This is a genomic window from Sphingobium sp. C100 (genome assembly GCF_000508185.1).
In the GTDB taxonomy this organism is placed as follows: Bacteria; Pseudomonadota; Alphaproteobacteria; order Sphingomonadales; family Sphingomonadaceae; genus Sphingobium.
The window spans coordinates 13,512-34,763 of the sequence record NZ_AYOY01000139.1 but is presented as its reverse complement, the minus strand read 5'-3'; the positions used below and the strand labels follow the sequence as shown (position 1 = coordinate 34,763).

Sequence of the window (21,252 nt, the reverse complement as noted above, 5' to 3'; positions counted from 1 at the left end):
GCGCTTGCCCGTGATCCGCGCGCCTTCTGATCATAACCGCTCAGAGATCGCGGTCCAGCGGCAACTATGGCTGCGAAGCCGACATTGCCGAGCGAATCATAACCGCTCAGAGATCGCGGTCCAGCGGCAAAGCTGCGGATCGCGGACGAACGCTGCGCCGTAGCATAGCCGCTAAGATATTGCGGCAATCAATAGCTGCCCGTCTGCACCTGACATCGGAATTTTGGTTGCTGAATGTCTCATGAGGGTTGATAATCGAAAGGCACCTGAATGGCAGCTATCTTGGCGTAAGCGCTCCGAACCGGACATTCCGCAATCGGCCATTGCGCGACAATCAGAAGATGGCGTCCGGCAAAGCTGGAGGCGTGAATTTTTGCAGAATGCACCGCGAATTTCCACGGAGGTCGCTCGAAAAGGAACCCGGAGGCGTAAACGTCGCCGGGTCCATCACGATCAAACCGTCTGCGCCAAGGGCCGTTGCTCGTCGTCGCAAGCCTGGGTTTCGCTATCAAGCAAATGGGAAATGTCATTCCACCGCTCGGTGCTTCCGACGCCGCCCCGGTCCGTATAACTGGAAGGCGGGAATGCCATCCAGCGCGGCACCCAGCTATCTGCTTTGGCGCGTCCGCCCGTTCCCGCAAGACAATCGCGCACAATCTGGCGTTGCACCTTGACGCTCTCCCCGGCATTGGCCGTTGCCACGGCATCGCCCGCGACCTCCGCGACAATACGGCCGATCACTTGCTTGTCGCGGATGCTATCGAGCAGCGCATCATCGGCCTGCCAGACCGCCGCCACATCAACCGTGAGCAATGCGCCAAGCAACTCGACTATCGCGCTTCCTGCCGTCAGCGTCTCGCCCATCACGATCGAGAGGATCGACAGCACCGCCTCATCGGGCAGTTTCAGCAGATGGACGGACAGTCCCGACAGGCCATCGTCGCCCGCATAGCCACCCGTGACGGTAGGCGTTTCGGGATCGAACCCCAGCAATGCCAGAACCTCCCGCCGTCCGGCGTCAAACATCGCTTCCGAAACACAGACCTCCACGCTCTCGGCGATGGCGTCCGTGTTGGCGCGCTGCTTCTCCACGTCCACCCGCCACATCGGCGAACCGACAATGGCATGAGCCACCATCAGGCGTAGCGCCATAGCAGGCTGTGAGAGCAGGGAAGCGCGCACAGCGGCATGACGGTGCAGATCGACATAGTTCTGGATCGGCGCGCTGATCTCCGGGCGCACCGGCTTGATCGCAGTTTCGCCTTTCTGTTGCCTCTGGGCTTCCTTCGTGGTCAGATACCCCTCATGGAAGGTGACTTCGCCGCGATGGCTGATGGCGACATGGACCCGTCCGCCTTTCTTCTTGGAGCAGCGCTCATGCTCCCATGTGTGGAAATACGCGCCGCGTTCCATGACGACGACCTCCGGCCATCCTGCCTCGCGATAGCTTGCGGCTCGTTCCTCGACCGCCGCCATCTGTGCCGTCCAGAAATCAGAGGGACATGCAAAATAGCTGTCCTCGCCAAACAGGTCGGAGACGATCTCGCCGGAATAGCTGGTGAGGTCGAATAGCGCGACCTTGGTAGAAATGGCCGAGCCGCCCATCAGCCATAATTTGAGATTCTGACCCATAGGTACATGATCGTTCTCGCTGTCAAGCAGAGCCAACCAGTCCCGCTGTTGCCTCTTAGTGGCGAAGGTCAGGTGCCGCACGGTGACGGCATCGATCCTCTCGGCCCGATAGAGATTGCGGATGCGGGGCAGGAGATTGCCCAACGCCAGCGTGCGCTTCACCTGCAATGTCGTCAGACCAAAGGTAAGGGAAATGTCCTCCACATTGCGCCCTTCGCGCACCAATCGGGTGAAGGTTTCGCACTGGGTCATTTCGTCGGCATCAAGCCGGGCGATATTCTCGATCAGCGACGCTTCCAGCGCTGCTGCATCGTCTCCGGCTTCCATGACGGCGCAGGGGAGCGGATCGATGCCGTCATTCTCCTGTGCCACGGCCAGTGCCGCATGATAGCGACGCTTGCCCGCCACGATCTCATAGGTGGTCGGTGATCCATTCTGCCGCACGATCAGCGGCACGAGGATGCCCCGTGCCCGGACGGACGGCAGGATATTGGTGAGGTCCGGTGTCTTCTTCACGCCCCGCATGTTGGTGGGCGAAACCGAGAGGCAGGCGATATCGATGTGCTTGAGTTCCATGTCTTTTACTCCTTGCCAAAACACCGGCCCCGAAATGCGGGGTGGGCGGCAAGAGCGACCGGAAGGCACGTCGGCAGAGGCGGGCTGCACCCGCAAAGGCTGGAACGAAGAGGAAGACCCGGCATGGCCGGGTTGCAGCCCGCCGCGACGCGCCTAGAGGGTAGCGACGCCCACACCGCTTGTCGGAGCCGTGCCAACCTCATCGCGCCCGGCGCGATGGCCGTCGGGAACGGCGGAGCCGATCCTTTGCGTCAGCTGGGCTAATCGGATCGCGCGCAACTGATAGGCTGCGACCTGGTCCGATTAGAAGGAGATCAGTCATGAGCTTGTTCGTTGGCTTGGATATTTCGCTCAAGAAAACGTCGATCTGTATTCTCGATGCCCAAGGTGTTTCCATTTTCCAGGGGACGGCGCTGTCAGAGCCTGCGGCGATCATGGAGAAGCTTAGCCGATGGCGTGAAGACATCGTGCTCGTGGGCATTGAAGCGTGTCCCCTCTCGGAGTGGCTGCACGCGGCGCTGACGACGTCGGGCTACGATGCGCGCTGCCTGGAGACGCGCCATACGCAGCGGTTTCTATCGACCCGGCCAAACAAGACTGATCGCAACGACGCGCATGGCATCGCGACCATGCTGCGACTTGGGCACTTCAAACCAGTCCATGTAAAGAGTCGGGAAGCGCAGCTACTGCGCGCCCTTCTGACTGGCCGGCGCCAGGTGATGGACGCAATGCTGAGGATAGAAAACACGATCCGTGGCCTGCTTCGGGTGCAGGGGATGAAAATCGGCGTCGTCCATCGCAACCGCTACAGCGAGCGGGTCATGGTATTATGCGAAGATGATCCTGCGGTGCTCGTGGCAGTTGCGCCTCTGCTAGCTGCTCGCGATACCATGCGCGACCAGCTGAGAAAGCTGGATTTGAGTGTCGCCAGGCAAGCACGGCATGATCCGATCTGCGCGTTGTTCATGAGCATTCCGGGCATAGGGCCGATCACGGCGTTGGCCTATAAGGCGACGATTGACGATCCTCAGCGCTTTGCAAAATCGAAATCAGTCCCAGCCCATTTAGGGCTTACGCCAAAGGTCTATCAGTCGGGCGAGATCGATAGGTCCGGTCGGATATCAAAATCAGGCGATCATCTGCTTCGGCACCTTCTGACGAAAGCTGCAGCCTCGATGTTGATGCGCACATCGAAATGGTGCGCACTTAAACATTGGGGCGTAAAGCTCGCCGGCAAAATCGGGATGGGCAAAGCGGTTGTCGCCGTCGCACGCAAGATGGCGATCATCATGCATGCGATGTGGTTGACAGGTGAAGTTTTCAGATTTGGATCGGGAGAACCCGTTCCAAATACCCCCTGATCGTCAGGGGACATGCTGCCCGCCTGATGACGAGGGGCAAGGTCAGTCCGTCACGATCGGTGTGCCGGCTTCTTTGAAGAAGCCTGAGCACGACGTCAGCTTGGACGACCGCTTCTCTTCGAGACCCAACATGGAGCTGCCCTGAGGCAGACTCCGGACAGAAGCGCGACACAGACGGTGACAGCCCATATGGACCTTACGCCGCTTACCACGGCGCTATTCTGCGCGCCTTAACTGCGCCATCCCATTGTTATAGCTTCAGAAAATACTTGCACTTGACGAAAGCGATCCGATTACAGAAGCGATCGTCACGCCGAAGGTGACGAGACGGCGCACAGCGGCGGCTCGGTGGAGCGCAGCGGAATAGAGCGCGGCCCGTGCGGAACGCGCGGGGGCGCCCACCAGCCGGTGTCTTCATTCTGTCTGCAGAAACCAGACGCTGAAATGCACAAAGCGGCGTGCAAATGCTCAACCGGCACTCCAATGCCCACGCCCTTGCGAGGCGGGATCGTTTGAGGCAGATTGAGTCGCGACGGGCAGGCCATCGAAAAGGACGATGGATATGCTAAATACATCATAGCTCAGACGATCTGCGGGGACCGTCGAGCGTAAAAAGCGTGGCAATCAGGCAACAGCGCCTGAGAAAACGCGCGTGGGCAATGAGGCTGGTAAGTTCCCGCCAATTCCCTCTACGTCCGCCGGTGTCCCTCACCGTCCCTCTACAGCACTACGAGGTATATCCGTGCGGCCTGACAGGCTGCAATGGACGTCTTGTCTTGCGCGGAAACTCCGCCAATTCTGGCTTGAGGGGGCTTTGGCAACGCATGACTTGAAAGCTCTCTTATGCCGAACACCGATCGTATCATTCGCCTGAAAACCGTTCTCGACCGCACCGGCCTCTCCCGGTCCACCATCTATCGCAAGATCGCGGAAGGGACATTCCCCCGGCAAGTGCCGATCAGCATCCATGGCGCTGGCTGGCACGAGTCCGCCGTCAATCGCTGGGTCGCCGATCCCGCCGCTTACCGGGCGGACAACGACAATCCTCCAGCGCTTGGGAAGTCCGGCCATGGAAAAGGGTGATAACGCCGCGCCGCCCAATCGCCTGATCGCCGCCAACGATAACGGGCCTGTCACGGAGCCGCCCAGCGTGGACATGGACGCAGCGCTGATCCGCATCGCGGAGGCTATCGGCCGCCATATTGCGCGCCAGCATATTCGCGCGTGCAACGCCGCCAATGACAATGAACCGAAAGCAACAGAATGATGGAGTCGTTGACATCAACGCTATTCGATGGCATATAATCCATCATGGAGGCGGAACCGTTGCTCAACGAACGGCACCAGCTTGATGCGAAGTCCTTTGTAGAGCTTCGTATCTGGCGGGTGCCGCTACCGGTGAAGGGATCGATGCACGATCTCAAATATGCCCTCGCCTATGTCGTCGATGATGTCTGCGTGCTGCGCTATGACAATGAGGCGGGCAAGGGCGATCACCGGCATGTCGGGGGAAGTGAAACGGCCTATGCCTTCACGACGCCCGCCGCATTGCTGGCGGACTTCTGGAAGGACGTGGACCAATGGAGGCCAGAATGAACATCGTGACGCTCTCCGTCGCCAGCCGCGACGATGTGACGCGCCGTGCGCTTGCCGCTTTCGAGGGTGAGGCCCAGGGTGCGCATCATAGCTTCGCCAGTCCCGATCTGCTGTGGCAGACGCTCACCCGCAAGCGCTGGGATTTGATCCAGGCGATGACCGGGCAAGGTGTGATGTCGATCCGTGAAGCCGCGCGGCGCGTGGGCCGGGATATGAAGGCGGTGCATGGCGACGTGCAGGCGCTCATCAAGGCTGGTGTGATCCATAAGGAAGGGCGCGGCATCGTCTTCCCCTATGATGGCGTCCATGTCGATTTCATGCTGACCAGGGCCGCCTGACCGCGAAACGGATCGCAGGAGCTTTTCTCATGACCCGCATTGCCCTTTATGCCCGTTACTCCTCGGACCAGCAGAGCGCCGCGTCGATCGAGGATCAACTGCGCATCTGCCGCGAGCATGCCGAGCGTGAGGGCTGGCATGTCGTCCACAGCTATCAGGATGCCGCAGTCTCGGGTGCGAGCATGATCCTGCGTCCGGGCATCCAGTCGCTGGTGCAGGACGCGCAAGCGGGTCAGTTCGATATCGTTGTTGCCGAAGCGCTCGACCGCGTGTCGCGCGATCAGGCGGATGTGGCCACGCTCTACAAGCATCTCCAGTTCGCGCGCGTGCCGCTGGTGACGCTGGCCGAAGGCGAGATCAGCGAACTTCACGTGGGTCTCAAAGGCACGATGAACGCTCTGTTCCTCAAGGACCTGGCGAAGAAGACCCATCGCGGGCAGCGCGGGCGGGTGGAGAAGGGCTTTTCGGCAGGACCGGTGGGTTATGGCTATCGGACGGTGCGGCGGCTTTCCAGCGAAGGTGAACTGGTGCGCGGCGAATGTCGGATCGAGCCGTCAGAGGCGCCCATTGTGGAGCGCATCTTCCGCGAGTACGCGGCGGGCAAAAGCCCGCGCGCCATCGCGCGTGACCTGAACCGGGACGGCATTCCCGGTCCATCCGGCCGCCCTTGGAGCGATACGACCATACGCGGCAAGCCCAAGCTGGGCATCGGCATACTCCACAACGAGATGTATGTCGGCGTACGGGTCTGGAATCGCAAGCAGGCGGTCAAGGACCCGCGCACGGGACGCGCCGTGCGCCGTCCCAATCCCGAATCCGAATGGGTCCGGAGCGGAGTTCCCGTTCTGCGAATCGTCAGTGACGATATCTGGCAGGCGGTGAAGCGGCGACGAGATGTGCTGGTCGAGCAGTATAAGCCGATGATCGATGGCCTTCATGCGGCGCAGGCGAGCCGGATGCACCGTGCCCGTCGTCCCGTCACTCTACTGTCGGGCCTTGTCGAATGCGGCGTTTGTGGCGGCACCGTCGGCTTGGCGGTCAACGGGCGCTTTGGCTGTATCAATCACCATCGCCGCCATACCTGCGCCAACAACCGCACCATTCGCCGCGAAGCGCTGGAAGAGCGGGCGCTTGCGGGTCTGCGCGAACGGCTGGTGTCGCCAGAGAAGGTGCAGGCGGCGGTCGCCGCTTACGCCGAACATATCAACAGGGAGAACCGCGAACAGCGGGTGCAGATCGAAGCCGACCATCGCGCGCTGGACAAGATCAAGCGCGCCATTGCCGGGATCATGACAGCAATCGAGGATGGGCTATACCAGCCCACGATGAAGGCCCGCATGGCGGAACTGGAGCGGCAGAAGACCGAAATCGCTGCCCGCATGGCGTTGGTCCCGCCCGTCGTTCCGGCGGTCCATCCCGGTATCGCCGAAATCTACCGGCGCGAAATTGAGCGGTTCACCCGAACGCTCGAAGACCCGCAAACCCGGCTCGACGCCTCCGACGCCATTCGTTCGCTCATTCACCGCATCGTCCTGCATCCCGGCGAAAAGCGGGGCGAAATCCATGCCACGCTACATGGTGCCCTCATGGGCATCCTCGACTTTGCAAAGGAGGCCCCTCGTCCTGAAGCCGTTGTTACGACAAAGGTGGCTCAGGGTTCGCTGGAGTGACGGCAGTGGTGACGGCGCACCCCGCTCGACAGCCCGTCTCCGCTCGTTTCCAGACCTCCCGAATCTGTCCATGCCGCCTAGCAATCGAGCCGATGCGCCATTAGGCGTTGAGGGATGAGCAATGAGCCGATTGCCGCGGGCGCGAGTCCCCGTTCTTCCCGGACGCTGGGCCTGGCCGCCTGCGTCGCACTGGTCATGGGCAACATGATCGGATCGGGCGTATTCCTGCTCCCGGCCAGCCTTGCCCCGTTCGGCTGGGACGCGGTGGCGGGATGGGTGTTCACCATCGCCGGGTCGCTGGTGCTCGCCTTCGTCATCGCGCGGCTGACCGTGGCCATGCCTGACGTCAGCGCGTCGCAAATGGTCGCGCGCGCCTATGGACCGCTGGCGGGCTTCGCGATCGGCTGGATCTACTGGATCTCGATCATCATCACCAATGTCACCATCGCGGTGGCGGCGACCGCAAACCTGAGCAGCATCGTGCCAATGCTGGCCCGACCGGGGGTGGGTGCGCTCTGTTCCGTCGCCTTTTTGTGGATGATGACGGGCATCAACCTGATCGGCGCGCGCGCGGCCGGCCTGACGCAGATCGGCACGACAATCATCAAGCTGATCCCGATCATCGTCGTGCTGGTCCTGCTGGTATTGATCGTCGGCAACGGCGAGGCGGAGGTCGCCCCCTTCCCGGCGCAGGGCCTGACCGGCGCGGGCATCACCGCGTCGGCGGCCTTGACCTTATGGGCGTTGCTGGGGTTCGAATCCGCCTCTGTCGCGGCCGACAAGGTGCGCGATCCGGCGCGCACCATCCCCCGCGCGACCTTGATCGGCACGGCGGCGACGGGCTTCATCTATCTGTTCGTCTGTTCCGGCATCGCCCTGACTCTGCCAGCGGCCGAAACCCAGACGGGATCACCCTTCGGCGCGTTCGTCAGCCATTATTGGTCGGCCGGCCCGGCTGGCTTCGTCGCCATCTTCGTGGTGGTCAGCTGCCTCGGCGCGCTGAACGGCTGGACGCTATTGCAGGGCGAAGTGCCGCTGGCGATGGCGCGCGGGGGCGAACTGCCCCGCTGGCTGGCAGGCACGGACGCCAGGGGGACGCCGCGGCGCGGCCTGATCCTGTCCACCATGCTGGCGAGCCTGTTGCTGGTCGCCAACAGCCTTGAGGGACTGGTGGCACTGTTCACGGCGATGGCGCTGTTGGCGACATCGGCGACGCTGTGGCTCTATGTCGGCTTCGCGCTGGCGAGCCTGCGTTTCCGGCTGGCGGCGCCGGCCGCGATCATCGGCCTCGGCTATGCGCTTTGGACGCTGTGGGGCGCAGGCCTGGTAGCGAGCGGCTCCAGCCTCCTGCTGATGGCCGCGGGCCTGCCCTTCTACTGGTGGGCGCGGCGGGGACGCCTATGATCCCGTCCTTGCTTGGCTACGCTCGCAAGGCCGAAGGAGGAAAGGTCACTCCCCCCATAATTCCTTGAGCTTTGAGAAGAAGCCCGTCGTTTGCGGGCACTCCTCGCCGGTTTCGGTCTCGCGAAAGGCTTCGAGCAATTCCTTCTGCCGAGCGGAGAGGCGGGTCGGCGTTTCGACATCGACCTGGATGACGAGATCGCCCTGCCCGCGCCCGTTCAGCACCGGCATACCCGCGCCGCGCTGGCGGATCTGCTTGCCGGACTGGATGCCGACGGGAATCTTGATCTCGTGCCGGCTGCCGTCGAGGCCCGGCACTTCGATACTCCCGCCGAGCGCCGCCGTCGTGAAGCTGACCGGCGCGCGGCAGAACAGGGTCGTGCCATCCCGTTCGAACAGCGAATGGCGCTTCACATGCAGGAAGATGTAGAGATCGCCCGCTGGCGCACCACGCGCGCCAGCCTCGCCCTCGCCCGAAAGGCGGATGCGGGTGCCTTCGTCCACGCCGGCGGGAATATTGACCGACAGCGATTTGGGTTTGTCCACCCGCCCCTCGCCCCGGCAGGCGCGACAGGGGCGTTCGATCACCTGGCCAGCGCCATGGCAGGACGGGCACGTGCGTTCGACCACGAAAAAGCCCTGCTGCGCCCGGACCTGACCATGGCCGCCGCAGGTGGCGCAGCTTTTGACGCCCGTGCCCGGCTCCGCGCCGGACCCGTCGCAACTGTCGCACGCGGCCGAAACCTCGATCTCAATCTCGGTCTGCTTGCCATGATAGGCTTCGTCCAGCGTGATTTCGAGGTCGTAGCGCAGGTCCGCGCCGCGGCGCTGCTGCTGGCGTCCAGCGCCGCCGAAACCGGCCTGGCCAAAGATCGTCTCGAAAATATCGCCCAGATCGGAAAAGCCGCCCGCCCCACCCTGAAAGCCGCCGCCACCGCCGCCGCCATTTTGGTGCTGGGTGTAAGCGGCATGGCCGAAACGGTCATAGGCCGCGCGCTTCTGCGGGTCTTTCAGGCACTCATAGGCTTGCGACACGGCCTTGAACTTGGCCTCGCTGTCGGAACAGCCGCCGGTCCGGTCCGGGTGATATTTCATCGCGAGCTTGCGATAGGCGCTCTTGATGGCCGCCCCGTCCGCCGTGCGATCGATTTCGAGCAGCGAATAATAGTCGATTTCGGTAGTCATATTGCCCCCGACGGCATCCCACCGTCATTCATGGCCGCGCCGGAATGACGGTGGGCGCGCATCAGCTTACGCCTTGTTGTCGTCCACTTCGGAGAATTCGGCATCGACGACATCGTCGTCGGCCTTGGGCGCATCAGCGCCCGGAGCAGCCGCTGCCGCCTGCTCCTTCTCATAGATCGCCTGGCCCAGCTTCATCGCGACGGTCGCGAGTTCCTGCGCCTTGGTCTGCATGGCTTCGGCGTCGCCAGCCTCGATCGCGCTCTTGGTCGCGGCGATGGCGGTTTCGATTTCGCCCTTCAGGCCCGCATCGACCTTGTCGCCATGTTCGGCCAGTTGCGCCTCGGTGGTGTGGACCAGGCTTTCCGCGTTGTTCTTCGCCTCGGCCGCCTCGCGGCGCTTCTTGTCCTCTTCGGCGAAGCGTTCGGCATCCTTGACCATCTGGTCGATGTCGGAGTCGCTGAGACCGCCCGACGCCTGGATGCGGATCTGCTGTTCCTTGCCGGTGCCCTTGTCCTTGGCGGACACGTTGACCAGACCGTTGGCGTCGATGTCGAACGTGACTTCGATCTGCGGCACGCCCCGCGGGGCGGGCGGGATGCCGACCAGGTCGAACTGGCCGAGGATCTTGTTGTCAGCCGCCATTTCGCGCTCGCCCTGGAACACGCGAATCGTGACCGCCTGCTGATTGTCGTCGGCGGTCGAATAGACCTGCGACTTCTTGGCGGGGATGGTGGTGTTACGGTCGATCATGCGCGTGAACACGCCGCCCAGCGTTTCGATGCCCAGGCTCAGCGGCGTGACGTCGAGCAGCAGCACGTCCTTGACGTCGCCCTGGAGCACGCCAGCCTGGATCGCCGCACCCATGGCGACGACTTCGTCCGGGTTCACGCCGGTATGCGGTTCCTTGCCGAAAAATTCCTTCACGGCCTCGCGCACCTTGGGCATCCGCGTCATGCCGCCGACCAGCACCACTTCGCTGATGTCGCTCGCCGAGACGCCCGCGTCGGCCATGGCCTTCTTGCAGGGTTCCATCGTGCGCTTGATGAGGTCGGCAACCAGACGCTCCAGATCGGAACGGGTCACGGTCTTCACCAGATGCTTGGGACCATTTTGGTCGGCGGTGATGAAGGGCAGGTTGACTTCGGTGGTCTGCGCCGAGGACAGTTCGATCTTCGCCTTTTCGGCGGCTTCCTTCAGCCGCTGAAGCGCCAGCTTGTCCTTGGTGAGGTCGATGCCTTCCGCCTTCTGGAAGTCGGCCGCCAGATATTCCACCACCTTCGCGTCGAAATCCTCGCCGCCCAGGAAGGTGTCGCCGTTGGTCGATTTCACTTCGAACACGCCATCGCCAATCTCCAGGATGGAGATGTCGAAGGTGCCGCCGCCAAGGTCATAAACCGCGATCGTCTTGCCGTCCTGCTTGTCCAGCCCATAAGCAAGGGCGGCCGCGGTCGGCTCGTTGATGATGCGCAGCACTTCCAGGCCCGCAATCTGGCCGGCGTCCTTGGTCGCCTGACGCTGGGCGTCGTTGAAATAGGCCGGAACGGTGATGACCGCCTGCGTCACGGTTTCGCCGAGATAACTCTCTGCGGTTTCCTTCATCTTCTGAAGGATGAAGGCCGAAATCTGCGACGGGCTGTAATCCTCGCCGCCCGCCTTGACCCAGGCGTCGCCGTTCGGACCCTTGGCGATGTCATAGGGAACAAGTTCCATGTCCTTCTTGGTCATGGGATCGTCGAAGCGGCGGCCGATCAGGCGCTTCACCGCGAAAATCGTATTGTCCGGGTTGGTGACCGCCTGGCGCTTGGCCGGCTGACCGATCAGACGCTCGCCATCCTTGGCGAAGGCGACGATGGAAGGCGTGGTCCGCGCCCCTTCCGCATTTTCGATGACCTTGGGCTTGCCGCCGTCCATTACAGCGATGCAGCTGTTGGTGGTGCCCAGGTCAATACCAATAACTTTTGCCATTTCTTCCTCTTTTAACCCCAAATCATATTCAGCGGTTGAAGGCCCCATACCTCACGAAAGCGCCAAGGCAAGGCCGGTTTGCATGGGGGATATAATGGTGCTTTCGCTTGGCACAAGGCGTTGGGGCGATTACCTAGGTCATCGACCGGAAACGAGACAGTCATGGAGCTTGTCATGCGCGCGCCCTTCCTCCTTGCAGTTCTTGCCGCGCCGTTGGCCCTAGCGGCCTGCGGCGACCCCGCGCCGACCTATATCGATCAGGCCTGGGTGCGCCTGTCGCCCAACAAGGATACGCCCTCGGCCGGTTATTTCGTCGCCCATGGCGGCGACGCAGGCACGCAATTGCGCGGCGTGCTGACTGACTATGCGCTGAAGGTGGAGATGCACGAAAGCGTCGAAAAGGACGGTATGATGACGATGCAGCCGATCGACAGCGTCGACATCCCGGCCAAGGGCACCGTCGCCTTCGCGCCGGGCGGCAAGCATCTGATGCTGTGGGGCGTCAACGACACGGCGATCAATCGCGGCAAGATGCAATTGACCTTCCTGCTCGCCAATGGCGACCGGTTGCTGGTCGATGCCGTGATCCGCAAGCCCGAGGGTGGCGCCGCGCCGGCGCCTCATGCCGCGGATAACGGCGCCCATTGACCAGCCGCAGCCTGACGCCGGGCGAGATCGCGCTTGCCCGATCCATGTTCGGGCCGGCGATCGATTACAGGCATGTCCGGGCGCATAATCGCAAATGGTGGCTGCTCCAGCCCAAAGGCGTGACCATGGCGCCGGACGGCGACCTGTGGTTTCACCCGGAAGGCGGTATGTTCTGCGCCGATTTCTGCGACACGCCGATGGAGCATCAGGGCCATTTTATTCATGAAATGACGCATGTGTGGCAGGCGCAGCGGTCGGGCAAATATTGGCTGCCGCTGATGCGCCACCCCTTTTGCCGCTATGGCTATGACATCGTGCCGGGCAAGCCGTTCGATCGCTATGGCATCGAGCAGCAGGCGGAGATTGTGAAGCACGCTTTCTATCTGCGGCGCGGGCGCCGGATTGAGGGTAAGCCGGGGCTGGAGGTGTATGAGGGGCTGCTGCCCTTTGGTTGAAGCGATTACCCAAATCGGGTAATATGCCGTCATGAGCAAATCCACTTCTGTCGCACTGAGCGACCATTTCCGGGCCTTCGCCGAGCGCAAGGTGGCCGAGGGCCGGTTCGGATCGACCAGCGAGGTCGTCCGTGCAGGCTTGCGGCTGCTGGAAATGGAGGAGGAGAAACTGGAAAGCCTGCGGGCGGCGCTGATCGAGGGCGAAGAAAGCGGCGTTCTTCCTGATTTTGACACACGCGCATGGATTGATCGCCGGTTTCCTGACGCGTGACCGTTGCCGTCAGTTTCGCCACTGCTGCAGAGCGCGATCTGGCTGAAATTTCGACTTATACCGAAGCGGAGTGGGGCGCGTCGCAAGCCAAGGCCTATCTGCTTGCGATTGCCGATGCAATCGATCGGATCGCTGCTTTTCCCGGCATTGGTAGTCCAATCAACGATGTTCGCAGCGGATACCGCAAGTTTCGCGTGGAAAGTCACAATTTATATTATCGCCATCGCGGGACTGGGATCGAAATAGTCCGCATCCTGCATCAACGCGCGGACCACTCGCCAAAATTGTAATGAAAGAGGGCGGACCTTTCGGCCCGCCCTTCCTAAATCCCCAACAGATGATCGAGAATCAAACTTCACCTGCGAAAATGATCGTCACCCATATTGAGACGATCAAGGCACTCAGAAAATATTGGGTTCTGTGCCATAACTGAAGTGATTCCAGAACAATATTTCGCTTAATATACCCGCGCCTTGGGCTGGATATATTCCGCGTCGTCGGTGAGCGTATAGTCGTGGACCGGGCGGTAATCGAGGCTGACCTTGCCGCCCGTGCCGCCCCAGCCGTCGAACCAGCTGACAGTGTGCTTCATCCAGTTTGCGTCGTCGCGGTTCGGGAAATCCTCATGCGCGTGGGCGCCGCGGCTTTCCTTGCGATTTTCGGCGCTGACCATAGTGCAGACGGCCGAGGACATGAGATTGTCCAGTTCCAGCGTCTCAATTAGGTCGGTGTTCCAGATCAGCGAGCGGTCGGAGACGGAGACATCCTCAAGCCGCTTGTTGACCTGCGCCATTTTCTCGACGCCTTCGGCCAGCAATGCGCTGTCGCGGAACACGGCGGCGTGCTTCTGCATCGTGTGCTGCATTTCCAGACGGATCTGCGCGGTCGGCGAGCCGCCCTTGGCGTTGCGATATTTGTCGAGGCGGGCGAGCGCCAGATCGGCCGAATCGGCGGGCAGCGGCTTGTGGCTGCCATTGGGCTTCAGATTGTCCTTGAGGTGCAGGCCGGTGGCGCGGCCGAACACGACAAGGTCGATCAGGCTGTTGGAACCGAGGCGGTTGGCGCCATGGACCGAAACGCAGGCCGCTTCGCCGACGGCATAGAGGCCGGGCACCACGACTTCGGGATCGTCGCCGACCTTCGTCACCACCTGGCCATGATAGTTACAGGGGATGCCGCCCATATTGTAATGGACGGTCGGCGTCACGGGCAGCGGCTGGCGGGTCAGGTCGACGCCCGCGAAGATCTTCCCGCTTTCGGTGATGCCGGGCAGGCGCTCGGCCAGCACCTTGGGATCGATATGGTCGAGGTGCAGGAAGATATGGTCCTTGTTGGGACCAACGCCGCGCCCTTCGCGCATTTCCAGCGCCATCGAACGCGACACGACGTCGCGCGACGCCAGATCCTTCGCCGAGGGGGCATAGCGCTCCATGAAGCGCTCGCCTTCGGAATTGGTCAGATAACCACCCTCGCCGCGTGCGCCTTCGGTGATGAGCACGCCCGCGCCGTAGATGCCGGTCGGGTGGAACTGCACGAACTCCAGATCCTGGAGCGGCAGGCCAGCGCGCAGCACCATGCCGCCGCCGTCGCCGGTGCAGCTATGCGCCGAGGTGGCGGAGAAATAGGCGCGGCCATAGCCGCCCGTCGCCAGCACGACCGCATGGCTGCGGAAGCGATGGATCGAGCCGTCTTCCATGCAGAGCGCGATGACGCCGCGGCATTCGCCATTTTCCATGATGAGGTCGATGGCGAAATATTCGATATAGAAGTCCGCATCATATTTCAGGCTCTGCTGATAGAGCGCGTGAAGCATGGCGTGGCCGGTGCGGTCGGCGGCGGCGCAGGTGCGCTGCACCGGCGGGCCGGCGCCCATATTCTGCATATGGCCGCCGAAGGGACGCTGATAGATCGTCCCATTCTCGTTACGGCTGAACGGCACGCCGGCATGTTCCAGCTCGATGACGGCGGCAGGCGCTTCGCGCACCATATATTCGATCGCATCCTGGTCGCCCAGCCAGTCCGACCCCTTGACGGTGTCGTACATGTGCCAGGTCCAGTGGTCGGGCGAGTTGTTGCCGAGCGAAGCGGCGATGCCGCCCTGCGCCGCGACCGTGTGCGACCGGGTCGGGAACAGCTTGGTGATGCAGGCGGTCTTGAGGCCCGCTTCGGCGCTGCCCATGGTCGCGCGCAGGCCCGAACCGCCAGCGCCCACGACGACAGTATCGTAGGTGTGATCGATGATCTTGTAGGCGTCGCTCATTACTTGACGATCCCCGTGAAGGCGATCTTGGCGATCGCGAAGATGCCGGCGGCCGCGCCGCCAATGGCGTAGAAGTTCAGCAGCAGGACGGAGAAGAAGCTGAGGCCCTTGTCATGCACATAGTCCTCCAACATCGTCTGCATCCCCAACCGCAGATGATAGAAGATGCTGACCAGCATCAGCATCATCGGCACCGCGACAAACGGGTTGGCGATCCAGTTGACCACGCTTTCATAGTCGAGGCCCGGCAGGCTCAGCAGGCTGAAAAGCAGCCACAGAACCAGCAGCAGATTGCCGACGGCGGTGTAGCGCTGCGCCAGCCAGTGATGCGCGCCTTGCTTTGCGGAGCCGAGGCCGCGGACGCGACCGATACCAGTACCCGTGCCCATCAGAGCGCCTTTCCGAAGATGTAGAGCCACATGAAGCCGGTCAGCAGCAGCGCCACGATGAAGGTCGCGATCGACCAGCTTTTGTTGGCCTTGAGCTCATAGCCGGCGCCGATGTCGAGCACGAAGTGCCGCAGGCCCGAGCAGAGATGCTGGAAAAAGAACCAGGACAGGCCGATCATGACGAGATAGCCGATCGGCGACGTGGCGCACTTGACGAACAAGGCATAGGCGTCCGAGCCGATGGCGGCGGCCATCAGCCACCAGAGGAGGCCGAGCGCCCCGACCGTGGCGAGGCCGTTGCCGGTCACGCGGTGGATGATGGAAACGGCCATATGCGGCCCCCATTTCCAGATCGTCAAATGCGGCGAGAGCGGCCGGCTGGTGGTGCGCGCCATGTCTACCCTTGTCCCTAGATACTTGTCCTCGTGTCCCGTCCCCTTAAGAGCGAAGCGCCAAGAGGGCAAGCAGCGGAAGGGCGCGATTTGTCGCTCATGTCCGGCGCCAATCATAAGAAGTGATTAACCAAAGGCCGCTAGGGTCGTGTCGTTGAACGCTCATCCGATTAGCAGGGGCCAATCATCCATGCCGTCCGTCGTTTCCACCGCCGCCCAGAATCCAGACCTTATGGCGGAAGTTGATCCCAGCGGCACGGTCGCGCGCGACGCGCGCGAAATCGGCACGCTGATCGAACAGGATATCGACAAGGTCGCCGCGACCTTCTTTGATTCCTACATGCGGGACACCGGCCTGCAAAGCCGGTTGAGCACACCGGTCGTCGAGCGGATTCGCTTGGAAACGCAGGCCTATATCGAACAGAAGCTGCTGCATTTCCAGGAAGGCCGCTGGGCCAATTCGGCCGCCAATTGCGTGCGCCATGCCCGCAAGCATGGCGTGTCCGTGCGCGCGGTGCTGACCGCCGTGGGCGCCGCGAACGAGCGGATCATGGACCTGATCTGGGAACGGTGCGGCGGGGACGAGATACGCTGCCGCCGGTTGCAGCGCACCATGCTCCAGATCGCGATGTTCGATTCGGGGCTGATGAGCAATGTGCTGGCCAATGACCAGGCCGAGGCGCAGCGCGCGGAGCGGCAGCGCTATGGATTATTGTTCGAACAGCGCATCATGGGCGAAATCGACGGCGCCACCAAATTGGGCGAATCGCTGCGCGAACAGGCCAAGGACGCGTCCGCCGCGACGCGCGGGATGCTGGGCAAGGCATCGGAAGTCGCCGCCGCCGCGGAACAGTCGGCGCTGGCGATGCGCGAGGCGGCCCGCACCTCCGCCGGCCTGATTCGCGCGATCGAGGATGCCCGCACCGAAGTCGAAGGCGCGGCAGACGTTGCCCAGCGGGCCGCGCGCCAGTCCGGCGACGCGGTAAGCATGTCGGCGACCCTGTCCGAACATGCCAAATCGATCGAATCGATCCTAGGCCTGATCCGGGACATTGCGGGGCAGACTAATTTGCTGGCGCTCAACGCCACCATCGAGGCTGCGCGCGCGGGCGATGCCGGGCGTGGATTCGCGGTCGTGGCGCAGGAGGTGAAGAGCCTGGCCAACCAGACCGCCCGCGCCACCGACGAAATCGCCGGCAAGATCGCCGACATTCAGAATTCCACGCGCCAGTCGGTCGAAACCAACGAGCGCATCCGCGATACTGTGGGCGAGGTGCAGTCGAGCGCCGAGCGTATCCGCCACGCCATGGATGCGCAGGCGCAGACCGTGACGATGATTACCGCGGCGGTCGATGAAACCGCCCTGGCGGCCGATTCCATGTCGACCACCATTTCGGCGATCCGCCAGGACACCGAGATCGTGGCATCCGAAATCGACCAGCTCGAACGCGGCTTCGTCAGCGTCGAGGGCAAGCTGGCCGGCCTGCGTAACGCATCGTCGGACTTTGGTCGTCAGGTAGCCTGACGCTTTCCCTGCTTCCGGCGCTTTCCCTGTTCCCGGCGCTGGCCCTGTTCCCGGTACTGGCCCTGTTCCCCCTACTGGTCTAAGGCGGCGACATGAACGATGTCGCCGCACCAGCCGCACAGAGCTGGAAAGTCACCCTGCCCTGCACGCGGGCCGAAGCCGAAGCGCTGGATGGCGAAATCGCCGCTTTCGCCATGATGGACAAGCCGCCGGTGCTGATGACCGGCGAGGCTTCGCCGGACGATGAGGAGCGATGGCAGCTCGACGCCTATTTCGAAGGCAAGCCGAGCGCCGCTGCGATCAAGCTGCTCAAGACTCTGGTGCCCAGCGCCACGAGGATAAAGCCGGTCGTCGAGCCATTGCCTGACGAGGATTGGGTCACAATCAGCCAACAGGGGCTGGACGCCGTCACGGCCGGGCGGTTCCATGTCCGCAACCTGGCCAGCGACCCCGAACAGCCGGGCCATATCAACCTGCTGATCGAGGCGAGCCGCGCCTTTGGCACTGGACAGCATGAAACCACCGCCGGCTGCCTGATGATGCTGGACCGGATGCGGCGCGTGGGAATGCGGGCGCGCAACGTCGCCGATATCGGCACCGGCACCGGCCTGCTTGCCTTCGCCGCGCTTCACCTTTGGCCCCATGCCCATGCGATCGCGTCCGACATCGATCCGGTCGCGGTGGAGATCAGCGCCGACAATGCCCGCGCCAACCATGTGCCGCTGGGCAACGGACCGGGGCAGTTGGCGCTCGTCACCGCCGCCGGCGCCGACCATCCCGCGCTGATCGGGCGAGCGCCCTACGACCTGCTTATCGCCAATATCCTGGCCGGGCCGCTGATCGAACTGGCGCCAGCGCTCTGCGGCCTGGTCGAGGATGGCGGGACGATCATCCTCGCAGGCCTTCTCAACGAACAGGCCGACGCCGTACTGGCGGCCTATCGCGCGCAGGGAATGCGCTTGGCCGAGCGAAGCGACCGCGGCAGCTGGCCCACGCTGCGCCTGCGCAAGCGCCCCACCATCGGCTGGAGACGCCCCCGCCGCCTGCCCTTCGCCGCGCGTGGCGAGGCACCCGGTTTCGGCAGCATCTGAACTTCACCCCGGAGACGATCATGAGCATCACCCGCACCGTCATCATCCAGGACATGGCCGGCCAACCATTCGAGCATGTGGCGGTGCGCGATGCCGCCGCCGGTCCCCGCCCAGGCATCCTGCTGTGCCCCAATGTGCTGGGCACAAAGGAAGCCGACTTTGCCTATGCGGAAAAGGTTGCTGCGCTGGGATATAGCGTGCTGGTCGCCGATCTGTTCGGCCAGGGCAAGCGCACCACCCGCGCCGATGACGATGCGGCGCGCTATATGAACGAGTTGAGGGCGGATCGCGCCCTGCTGCGCGCGCGGGTGAACGCCGCCCATGACTTGCTGAAGGGGCTGGATGCGGTCGATCCGGCGCGGACGGCGGCGATCGGCTTCTGCTTCGGTGGACTGTGTATCCTCGACCTCGCCCGCAGCGGCGCGGACATCGCTGGCGGTGTCAGCTTCCATGGCGTTTACGAGGCGCCGCCCTTCCCCAATGCGGCGATCACGGCAAAGCTGCTGATCTGCCATGGATGGGACGACACCATCGCCCCGCCGGACGCCACCGTCGCGCTGGCCAAGGAGTTGACCGAGGCCGGCTGCGACTGGCAGATTCACGCTTATGGCGGGACGGGTCATGCCTTCACCGACGAATCGGCCGACATGCCGGAAAGAGGCCTGGCCTATAGCCCGGCCGCCGACCGGCGCAGCTTCAAGGCGATGGTGGATTTTCTGGGCGAATTGTTCGGCTAGACCCCATATCCCGGCTGGCCGACGTCAAATCTCGTCGATCATTTCCGCCAGCACCGCCAGGCAGTCCTTGGCGAGTTGCATGGACCGCGCCGGCGACCAGCCATAGTCGGCGTCGGGCAGATCGTCATTGTCCTTGAACGGCATTTCCAGGGTCATCGCCACCGCGCCGAAGCGTTCGGCGAGCTGGTTGGTGGACATGGACAGATTCGCCCTGCCCGCAGCCGCGACCGGATAGCCCAGCCGCGTCTGGAAGTCCGGCGTCCGCGCCGCAAGCGTGTCGCGATAGCGGTGATAGAGTTGCGACTGGCGCTCCGTGATTGACGGAATTCCTTCAAATCCGGCGATGAATACGGCGGGAATCGCCTCGTCGCCATGCACGTCCATGGCGAAATCAACGCCGGTTTCGTCCATCGCGTTGCGGACCAGCAGCACTTCGGGGCTCCTGTCCGCGGTCGGCTGATGCCATTCGCGATTGAGGTTCACGCCCGCCGCATTGGTGCGCAGATGGCCGCGCCGGCTGCCGTCCGGGTTCATGTTCGGGACGAGATGGATCGTCGCCTTCTGCCGCAGCAGGCGCGCGACGGCATCTTCCTCGTCGCACAGGCGCTCCAGCGCGCCCTCCATCCACCATTCGGCCATCGATTCGCCGGGATGCTGGCGGGCATAGAGCCAGAGTTGCTTCGGCCCGTCACCCATGGTCAGCAGGTCCATCGGCTGGCCGTCCAGGGTGAGCCCCAGTTCGCGATGGACGACGCCCGACTGGCTCGCCGCCCAGGCGATCAGGTCATGGTGGCGCTCCATCGAATAGGGCGCGAAATAGGCGATCCAGACCGCATTGCTGTCCGGCGTCAGGCGGATGGTCAGCGTGTCGTCGGCATAGCTGGTGTCGGCCAGATACCAGTTTTCGCGATCCTCGCTCATCCGCGCGCTGTAGCCCGGCCAGCCGTCCGGATAGGCTGATCCCCCGCCATTGACGATCGCCAGTTCCACGTCCCGGCCAGCCGCATTTGCGACCCGGAAGTGGAACCATTGATAAAAGTCGCTCTGGTGATCCGTCACGATTTCCAGTTCGGCGCGAACGCCGGCGGGAGCATCGGTGATGGAGAGGACGCGAATATTGCCGCTGTCAAAGCCGCTGGAAATGGAGATGGTCATTTGACGGTTATAGTGCGCCCCGATTCACCGGGATAGCCCCCGATCAGCGCCGCCGCGAGCTTTTGCGCGGCAAGGCCGGGCTGAGCGGCGGGCGTGCCCTGTTTCGCTCCCGTCGCCGCGCGGCCTTCCCAGATCGTCGTCGAATCGGACCGGCGACGCAGTTGCACCTGCAATTCGGTGGTTACGATATCCTTCGGCTTGCCCGACAGGTTGATGCCGACGCCTACGCCCAGCCCCGAATAGCCGCCGCTGCCGATGCCGCCGCCTACTCCGACGCTCACGGGTTTGCCGCTGCGGTCAACGCCGCTCGGGCGGAAGCTGCGGCGAAAGCTGACCAACGCGACATAATCGCTGGCGCCGCCGGTGGGCGCCGGGGAAAAGCCGACCAGCTGCCATTCCTGCTGCACGGCGGCGGCATAGGTGCGAAATTCCAGGCTGATGTCAGGGTTGCCAGGCATTTCCTCCACCGCGATCGAACCCGCGCGAGGGGGATTGTCGATATGGAAGCGCGTTACCTCCACCGGCGGCACGGCCGTCGCACAGGCGGCAAGAGGCAGGGCAAGGCAGGCGGCGAGCATGAGGTGTTTCGACATGGGTTCACTCCA

At 63.1% G+C, this 21,252-nt stretch carries 22 protein-coding genes and 1 CRISPR repeat array (1 of these 23 cut by a window edge); of the genes, 14 read left to right on the top strand and 8 right to left on the bottom strand.

Features of this window, described 5'->3' with window-relative positions:
- Nucleotides 1-131: direct repeats of the CRISPR family, unit length 36 nt; unit sequence ATCATAACCGCTCAGAGATCGCGGTCCAGCGGCAAC; it reaches 564 nt to the left of the window's first position.
- A 322-nt stretch (nt 132-453) separates the two neighbouring features.
- Nucleotides 454-2,208: a ParB/RepB/Spo0J family partition protein gene (locus C100_RS34725; protein ID WP_024019653.1), complete on the bottom strand. Its 1,755-nt coding sequence runs from the start codon at nt 2,206-2,208 to the stop codon at nt 454-456.
- A 320-nt stretch (nt 2,209-2,528) separates the two neighbouring features.
- Here C100_RS34725 and C100_RS34720 point away from each other — a divergent pair, with 320 nt between their 5' ends.
- From C100_RS34720 to C100_RS34690, 7 genes are all read left to right on the top strand, one after another.
- Nucleotides 2,529-3,569, top strand: coding sequence for an IS110 family transposase (locus C100_RS34720; protein WP_037530255.1), 1,041 nt, complete (start codon nt 2,529-2,531; stop codon nt 3,567-3,569).
- A gap of 843 nt (nt 3,570-4,412) precedes the next feature.
- Complete coding sequence (locus C100_RS34715; RefSeq protein WP_024019651.1) at nt 4,413-4,652, top strand: helix-turn-helix transcriptional regulator; 240 nt, start codon at nt 4,413-4,415, stop codon at nt 4,650-4,652.
- Nucleotides 4,639-4,836: a hypothetical protein gene (locus C100_RS34710; protein ID WP_024019650.1), complete on the top strand. Its 198-nt coding sequence runs from the start codon at nt 4,639-4,641 to the stop codon at nt 4,834-4,836. The genes C100_RS34715 and C100_RS34710 overlap by 14 nt, the downstream gene beginning before the upstream one ends.
- A gap of 44 nt (nt 4,837-4,880) precedes the next feature.
- Nucleotides 4,881-5,165, top strand: coding sequence for a toxin-antitoxin system TumE family protein (locus C100_RS34705; RefSeq protein WP_024019649.1), 285 nt, complete (start codon nt 4,881-4,883; stop codon nt 5,163-5,165).
- Nucleotides 5,162-5,503, top strand: coding sequence for an HVO_A0114 family putative DNA-binding protein (locus tag C100_RS34700; RefSeq protein WP_024019648.1), 342 nt, complete (start codon nt 5,162-5,164; stop codon nt 5,501-5,503). The genes C100_RS34705 and C100_RS34700 overlap by 4 nt, the downstream gene beginning before the upstream one ends.
- Before the next feature lie 29 nt (nt 5,504-5,532).
- On the top strand, nt 5,533-7,173 hold the full coding sequence (locus C100_RS34695; RefSeq protein ID WP_024019647.1) for a recombinase family protein: 1,641 nt from the start codon (nt 5,533-5,535) through the stop codon (nt 7,171-7,173).
- A 114-nt stretch (nt 7,174-7,287) separates the two neighbouring features.
- On the top strand, nt 7,288-8,577 hold the full coding sequence (locus C100_RS34690) for an amino acid permease (RefSeq protein ID WP_024019646.1): 1,290 nt from the start codon (nt 7,288-7,290) through the stop codon (nt 8,575-8,577).
- A gap of 45 nt (nt 8,578-8,622) precedes the next feature.
- On the opposite strand, the gene dnaJ is transcribed toward C100_RS34690, so the two are convergent.
- Nucleotides 8,623-9,759 carry a molecular chaperone DnaJ gene (gene dnaJ / locus C100_RS34685; protein ID WP_024019645.1) on the bottom strand — a complete coding sequence of 379 codons (1,137 nt, stop codon included), beginning with the start codon at nt 9,757-9,759 and terminating at the stop codon, nt 8,623-8,625.
- A 66-nt stretch (nt 9,760-9,825) separates the two neighbouring features.
- Nucleotides 9,826-11,724, bottom strand: coding sequence for a molecular chaperone DnaK (gene dnaK / locus C100_RS34680; RefSeq protein ID WP_024019644.1), 1,899 nt, complete (start codon nt 11,722-11,724; stop codon nt 9,826-9,828).
- Between the two features lie 174 nt (nt 11,725-11,898).
- Between dnaK and C100_RS34675 the strand changes: the two genes are divergently transcribed.
- From C100_RS34675 to C100_RS34660, 4 genes are read left to right on the top strand one after another with little or no spacing between them, the layout of a single operon-like run.
- A complete protein-coding gene (locus tag C100_RS34675; protein ID WP_031309330.1) occupies nt 11,899-12,372 on the top strand; it encodes a copper chaperone PCu(A)C in 474 nt (157 codons plus the stop codon).
- On the top strand, nt 12,369-12,827 hold the full coding sequence (locus C100_RS34670) for a hypothetical protein (protein WP_024019642.1): 459 nt from the start codon (nt 12,369-12,371) through the stop codon (nt 12,825-12,827). Before C100_RS34675 ends, C100_RS34670 begins: the two co-directional genes overlap by 4 nt.
- A 31-nt stretch (nt 12,828-12,858) precedes the next feature.
- On the top strand, nt 12,859-13,098 hold the full coding sequence (locus tag C100_RS34665) for a type II toxin-antitoxin system ParD family antitoxin (RefSeq protein ID WP_024019641.1): 240 nt from the start codon (nt 12,859-12,861) through the stop codon (nt 13,096-13,098).
- A complete protein-coding gene (locus C100_RS34660) occupies nt 13,095-13,388 on the top strand; it encodes a type II toxin-antitoxin system RelE/ParE family toxin (RefSeq protein ID WP_024019640.1) in 294 nt (97 codons plus the stop codon). The genes C100_RS34665 and C100_RS34660 overlap by 4 nt, the downstream gene beginning before the upstream one ends.
- 167 nt (nt 13,389-13,555) lie before the next feature.
- On the opposite strand, the gene sdhA is transcribed toward C100_RS34660, so the two are convergent.
- Genes sdhA through sdhC form a run of 3 tightly spaced genes read right to left on the bottom strand, consistent with a single transcriptional unit; the run spans nt 13,556 to nt 16,142 of the window.
- The gene (gene sdhA, locus C100_RS34655) at nt 13,556-15,358 is read right to left on the bottom strand and encodes a succinate dehydrogenase flavoprotein subunit (protein ID WP_024019639.1); all 1,803 of its coding nucleotides are present in this window, start codon (nt 15,356-15,358) and stop codon (nt 13,556-13,558) included.
- Nucleotides 15,358-15,747, bottom strand: coding sequence for a succinate dehydrogenase, hydrophobic membrane anchor protein (gene sdhD / locus C100_RS34650; protein ID WP_024019638.1), 390 nt, complete (start codon nt 15,745-15,747; stop codon nt 15,358-15,360). Before sdhD ends, sdhA begins: the two co-directional genes overlap by 1 nt.
- A complete protein-coding gene (gene sdhC / locus C100_RS34645) occupies nt 15,747-16,142 on the bottom strand; it encodes a succinate dehydrogenase, cytochrome b556 subunit (RefSeq protein ID WP_024019637.1) in 396 nt (131 codons plus the stop codon). Before sdhC ends, sdhD begins: the two co-directional genes overlap by 1 nt.
- A gap of 187 nt (nt 16,143-16,329) precedes the next feature.
- Between sdhC and C100_RS34640 the strand changes: the two genes are divergently transcribed.
- The 3 genes from C100_RS34640 (at nt 16,330) to C100_RS34630 (ending at nt 19,492) form a co-directional block, all read left to right on the top strand.
- Nucleotides 16,330-17,664: a methyl-accepting chemotaxis protein gene (locus tag C100_RS34640; RefSeq protein WP_024019636.1), complete on the top strand. Its 1,335-nt coding sequence runs from the start codon at nt 16,330-16,332 to the stop codon at nt 17,662-17,664.
- A gap of 92 nt (nt 17,665-17,756) precedes the next feature.
- Nucleotides 17,757-18,755 carry a 50S ribosomal protein L11 methyltransferase gene (locus tag C100_RS34635; RefSeq protein ID WP_024019635.1) on the top strand — a complete coding sequence of 333 codons (999 nt, stop codon included), beginning with the start codon at nt 17,757-17,759 and terminating at the stop codon, nt 18,753-18,755.
- Between the two features lie 20 nt (nt 18,756-18,775).
- Nucleotides 18,776-19,492 (top strand): dienelactone hydrolase family protein, encoded by a 717-nt coding sequence (locus C100_RS34630; RefSeq protein ID WP_024019634.1) that lies wholly within the window; start codon nt 18,776-18,778, stop codon nt 19,490-19,492.
- Nucleotides 19,493-19,516: 24 nt separating this feature from the next.
- On the opposite strand, the gene C100_RS34625 is transcribed toward C100_RS34630, so the two are convergent.
- Both C100_RS34625 and C100_RS34620 read right to left on the bottom strand, forming a co-directional pair.
- Nucleotides 19,517-20,647 carry a M14 family metallopeptidase gene (locus C100_RS34625; RefSeq protein WP_024019633.1) on the bottom strand — a complete coding sequence of 377 codons (1,131 nt, stop codon included), beginning with the start codon at nt 20,645-20,647 and terminating at the stop codon, nt 19,517-19,519.
- The gene (locus tag C100_RS34620) at nt 20,644-21,240 is read right to left on the bottom strand and encodes a hypothetical protein (RefSeq protein ID WP_024019632.1); all 597 of its coding nucleotides are present in this window, start codon (nt 21,238-21,240) and stop codon (nt 20,644-20,646) included. Before C100_RS34620 ends, C100_RS34625 begins: the two co-directional genes overlap by 4 nt.
- Nucleotides 21,241-21,252 lie beyond the last annotated feature (12 nt).

What these genes read in the sequence shown, in the direction of transcription:
- C100_RS34625 (WP_024019633.1), bottom strand. Translation starts at nt 20,647, where the DNA reads ATGACCATCTCCATTTCCAGCGGCTTTGACAGCGGCAATATTCGCGTC.
- C100_RS34635 (WP_024019635.1), top strand. Translation starts at nt 17,757, where the DNA reads ATGAACGATGTCGCCGCACCAGCCGCACAGAGCTGGAAAGTCACCCTG.
- C100_RS34720 (WP_037530255.1), top strand. Translation starts at nt 2,529, where the DNA reads ATGAGCTTGTTCGTTGGCTTGGATATTTCGCTCAAGAAAACGTCGATC.
- C100_RS34640 (WP_024019636.1), top strand. Translation starts at nt 16,330, where the DNA reads ATGCCGTCCGTCGTTTCCACCGCCGCCCAGAATCCAGACCTTATGGCG.
- C100_RS34620 (WP_024019632.1), bottom strand. Translation starts at nt 21,240, where the DNA reads ATGTCGAAACACCTCATGCTCGCCGCCTGCCTTGCCCTGCCTCTTGCC.
- C100_RS34705 (WP_024019649.1), top strand. Translation starts at nt 4,881, where the DNA reads ATGGAGGCGGAACCGTTGCTCAACGAACGGCACCAGCTTGATGCGAAG.
- sdhC (WP_024019637.1), bottom strand. Translation starts at nt 16,142, where the DNA reads ATGGCGCGCACCACCAGCCGGCCGCTCTCGCCGCATTTGACGATCTGG.
- C100_RS34675 (WP_031309330.1), top strand. Translation starts at nt 11,899, where the DNA reads ATGCGCGCGCCCTTCCTCCTTGCAGTTCTTGCCGCGCCGTTGGCCCTA.
- dnaJ (WP_024019645.1), bottom strand. Translation starts at nt 9,759, where the DNA reads ATGACTACCGAAATCGACTATTATTCGCTGCTCGAAATCGATCGCACG.
- C100_RS34715 (WP_024019651.1), top strand. Translation starts at nt 4,413, where the DNA reads ATGCCGAACACCGATCGTATCATTCGCCTGAAAACCGTTCTCGACCGC.
- C100_RS34690 (WP_024019646.1), top strand. Translation starts at nt 7,288, where the DNA reads ATGAGCAATGAGCCGATTGCCGCGGGCGCGAGTCCCCGTTCTTCCCGG.
- sdhA (WP_024019639.1), bottom strand. Translation starts at nt 15,358, where the DNA reads ATGAGCGACGCCTACAAGATCATCGATCACACCTACGATACTGTCGTC.
- C100_RS34630 (WP_024019634.1), top strand. Translation starts at nt 18,776, where the DNA reads ATGAGCATCACCCGCACCGTCATCATCCAGGACATGGCCGGCCAACCA.
- C100_RS34665 (WP_024019641.1), top strand. Translation starts at nt 12,859, where the DNA reads ATGAGCAAATCCACTTCTGTCGCACTGAGCGACCATTTCCGGGCCTTC.
- C100_RS34710 (WP_024019650.1), top strand. Translation starts at nt 4,639, where the DNA reads ATGGAAAAGGGTGATAACGCCGCGCCGCCCAATCGCCTGATCGCCGCC.
- C100_RS34695 (WP_024019647.1), top strand. Translation starts at nt 5,533, where the DNA reads ATGACCCGCATTGCCCTTTATGCCCGTTACTCCTCGGACCAGCAGAGC.
- C100_RS34700 (WP_024019648.1), top strand. Translation starts at nt 5,162, where the DNA reads ATGAACATCGTGACGCTCTCCGTCGCCAGCCGCGACGATGTGACGCGC.
- C100_RS34725 (WP_024019653.1), bottom strand. Translation starts at nt 2,208, where the DNA reads ATGGAACTCAAGCACATCGATATCGCCTGCCTCTCGGTTTCGCCCACC.
- sdhD (WP_024019638.1), bottom strand. Translation starts at nt 15,747, where the DNA reads ATGGGCACGGGTACTGGTATCGGTCGCGTCCGCGGCCTCGGCTCCGCA.
- dnaK (WP_024019644.1), bottom strand. Translation starts at nt 11,724, where the DNA reads ATGGCAAAAGTTATTGGTATTGACCTGGGCACCACCAACAGCTGCATC.